This is a genomic window from Phytoactinopolyspora endophytica (assembly GCF_004138495.1).
Classification (GTDB): domain Bacteria; phylum Actinomycetota; class Actinomycetes; order Jiangellales; family Jiangellaceae; genus Phytoactinopolyspora; species Phytoactinopolyspora endophytica.
Genome location: NZ_ML142861.1, coordinates 1 through 3,072, shown reverse-complemented (window position 1 = coordinate 3,072; position 3,072 = coordinate 1). Strand labels below are relative to the sequence as shown.

Below are 3,072 nucleotides of genomic sequence, written 5' to 3'. Positions count from 1 at the left end.
GCCGGAGGCTCGGGCTCGGTGCGCCACCGTCCGCCGCGGCCGGGGGGAGAGTCTGGCCTCCCCGGTGGCGACGGTGGGCGATTCGAGGAGTGGCTCTTCGACTTATGCGACGCGGAGGCCGTTTGAGTGGTGTCGGATGCCGTTGATGAGCTATCGGACAAGCCAGGATCGGTGGCTACAGCCACACCTCCGATCATAAGCGTGGCTGCAATGGTGACAATGATCGTCGAGCGCTTGCGGCCGCTCTGTTGCTCAGATCGGCGGTACCTGGCGCGGTGCTTAAGTCGCACGGTTTTGCCCCCCGAAGGTTGCTAGGCCGAGAATTTATCCCGACGTGATCAGTTCGTTATCCGGACCAACTGAACCAGATGATCTTTGGTATGGCAAGTCCCGGAAATGTTTGATAAAGCAAGAATCCCCCACACGCTATTTGATCTCGGATTTTGATTTGGTGCTTAAGTCGTGGTCAATAGCTGTTTTTAATGATCCATTGGCAACGCCGGCGAGGGTCCGTGCCGGTGCCCGGTCCGTGTTTTTCCTCAACGCACCGTTCAGTGAGGAGCGTAGGTCAGATTGAAAGATCAGAAGGGTGGCGAGTGCCGTCATCGCGCTTGCGGTGCCGGCAACGGTGAGTTGGAGAAGGGCGTGTGTCGAATTGATCAATGCGAGCGCGGCAGTTCCGGTGGCGATTCCCAGTGCGCCTGCGGCCAGCGGGACGAGATATGGGGACAGGCTGTCGCGGATTGTCAATGACGTGTACCGGCGGACCAAAGCGACATGGATGGCGACGATGAGCAGACCGTAGATTGTGGCGCGTGAGATGGCTATGAACAGAGCCTGACGATCTTCTGACATGTTGGCTAGGACGAGTCCCGCGACCGTGAATGTTCCGACGCTGACCCCGGCTGTGATCCAGGTGATCCCGGCCTGGACGAACGGCCGCCCCAGAGCCTGGAGGAGCGGACCGTCGATGACGATGACGATCCGGATCACTCCGACAATGCTCAGGACCTGAAGCACAACCACCGCGTCGTTCCATTCGTTGCCCAAGAGCCCGATCAAAGGGTCTGCACAGGCAGCCACGATGCCGAGGACCGGCAACGCTACGATCGCGCTCACGCGCATGAGCCGACGAAGACGACGCGCGAATTCTGCTGGGTCATCCTGATAGGGCGACAATTCAGGAAGGGCAACGGTCTGGATAGGCCGCGAGGCGATTGTTACCACCATGTCGATGAGTCGCGAGGCAAGCTGATAGACGCCTACAACGAGAGGGCCGAAGAAGAGCCCCACGAGCAGCACATCGGCGCGGTTATTCGCAAAGATCGCCACGCTTGATAGGAACGAACCGGTTGAGAACCCCAGTAGGTCACGCGCTGCCGACCGTGAGAAGCGTAGGCGCGGACGCCAGCCACTTACTGCCCAGAGGACGACGAGCGAGACAGTCGCGGTGGTCAATTGTTGCGCGACGATGGCCCACGCACCCCAGCCGATGAGCGCGCCAACAATTCCGAGGGCGCCGCCGGCGCCAACCCCGATCAGGCGTCGCGCCGCGAGGCCGCGGAACTTCATGTGGCGGGTGAGCAGGGCCTGCTGCACGGTCGTGAGCGCCTCGATGACAATCAGGATGGATAGAGCGATGATGATTGGCTTGAGCTCTGGGAGATCGTTGACACCTGCCCACCATCCCGCGAATACGACGCTTACGCTTGTCAATACCGCGCTGACGACGAGCACAAGCCAGAACGCGGTATCGAGATGCCGGCCGGTCAGCTCCTTGCGCTGAATGATCGCCGAGCCCATTCCCTGACGTTGGATCATCTGGACGAAGGCGATGTACACCAAAGCCATCGCCACGACGCCGTACGTGCGCGGACCCAGCAGGCCTGCCAGAATGAAGGACACGACCAGAGTGAGGATCTGGCCGCCGCCGTCCATGGTGAATGCCCACGCGAGCGTCCGGAGGAACCCGGGACGGCTCCGGATTGCCTTGTGGGCTGGGGCGTAGCCTGGTCGCATAGCGGTGCTCACAGGGGCGACACAGTGACGTTCCCGAACGTCGCGTCGACATGGTGGGCGATGAGCAGGATGGAGCCTTGCTCGGGCCCGTCGTCCTCGACGATCGTCAGCTCCCAGGTACTGGGCTCCGCGGTACCTTCTGGCCACCACTTGTAGCTGTACTCGACGCCGCCCGCGACTGTCTCGACTCGCGCTTTCATGATGTATGTCGTTGCGAAGTCCCAAGCGACGCTATCTCGGTTGAGAGGTGAGCCGTCATTCCCGATGAGCTCGAATCGACCGCCCTGCTGCCAACGATGCCAGGCAAAGGCTCCGGTCGGATACCATCCCTGCGCGGGCTCTTCCGTGTCCACGGTGGTGTGGCCGTTCCAGTGCAGGCCTAAACCGACCAAGGCCGCGCCGCTCTGTGGAGTCCCCGCGCCCGGGCCGATGTCCCGAACGGTCACCGGGACGGTGACCTCGTAGTCGGTCCAACCTATGTCCCCGACAGCGATCGTGCGGTCGTAACCCATATCGACGACGGTGACCCCGTCGGAACCGGTCGCCCATGTGCCATCCACGGCCTGGGCGATGTCATTGACGTTGGTGGACTTAGTCCAGTCGACATCGTGGGGCAGCGCCGCGCTGCCGCTCTCCTTGCGCACTGTGACGGTCTCGGCCGCGGAAGCACCGGTGGTGCTGACAGCCGTGATGGTGACTGTGTTGGCGCCGGCATTGAGGTCGGCGAATGGGATCTCGACGTTGAAGTCGCCGTCCCCGTAAAGCCGGCGCAGGTTGGGTCCGAGCGACAGGGCCTTCGCCGGGCCTCCGTTCAGCCGGTAACTCGCGCTCTCCACTCCGTCGGTGTGAGAGACGTTGCCAAGTATGTTCACCCATGTCTGGGGTTGGCCACGCGAACCGAAGCTCTGGTCATCGCCGTACCAGACGTCGATCACCGGCGGATCAGCGGGAACCTCGGTGAAGGTGGCGGTGATGGTTTTGTTGGTGTCCATCGTGATGTCGATGGTGGGTTGGGTGCTGGTGGCGTCGCCGGTCCATTCGCTGAATTGCCAG

1 protein-coding gene and 1 pseudogene are annotated in these 3,072 nt (G+C 62.1%); both read right to left on the bottom strand.

Going from position 1 to position 3,072, the window contains the following annotated elements:
- Positions 1 to 426 precede the first annotated feature (426 nt).
- Positions 427 to 2,019 carry a lipopolysaccharide biosynthesis protein gene (locus tag ELR45_RS22275; protein ID WP_276320721.1) on the bottom strand — a complete coding sequence of 531 codons (1,593 nt, stop codon included), beginning with the start codon at positions 2,017 to 2,019 and terminating at the stop codon, positions 427 to 429.
- A gap of 8 nt (positions 2,020 to 2,027) precedes the next feature.
- Positions 2,028 to 3,072, bottom strand: a pseudogene (locus ELR45_RS22270) (hypothetical protein); the annotation flags it as partial.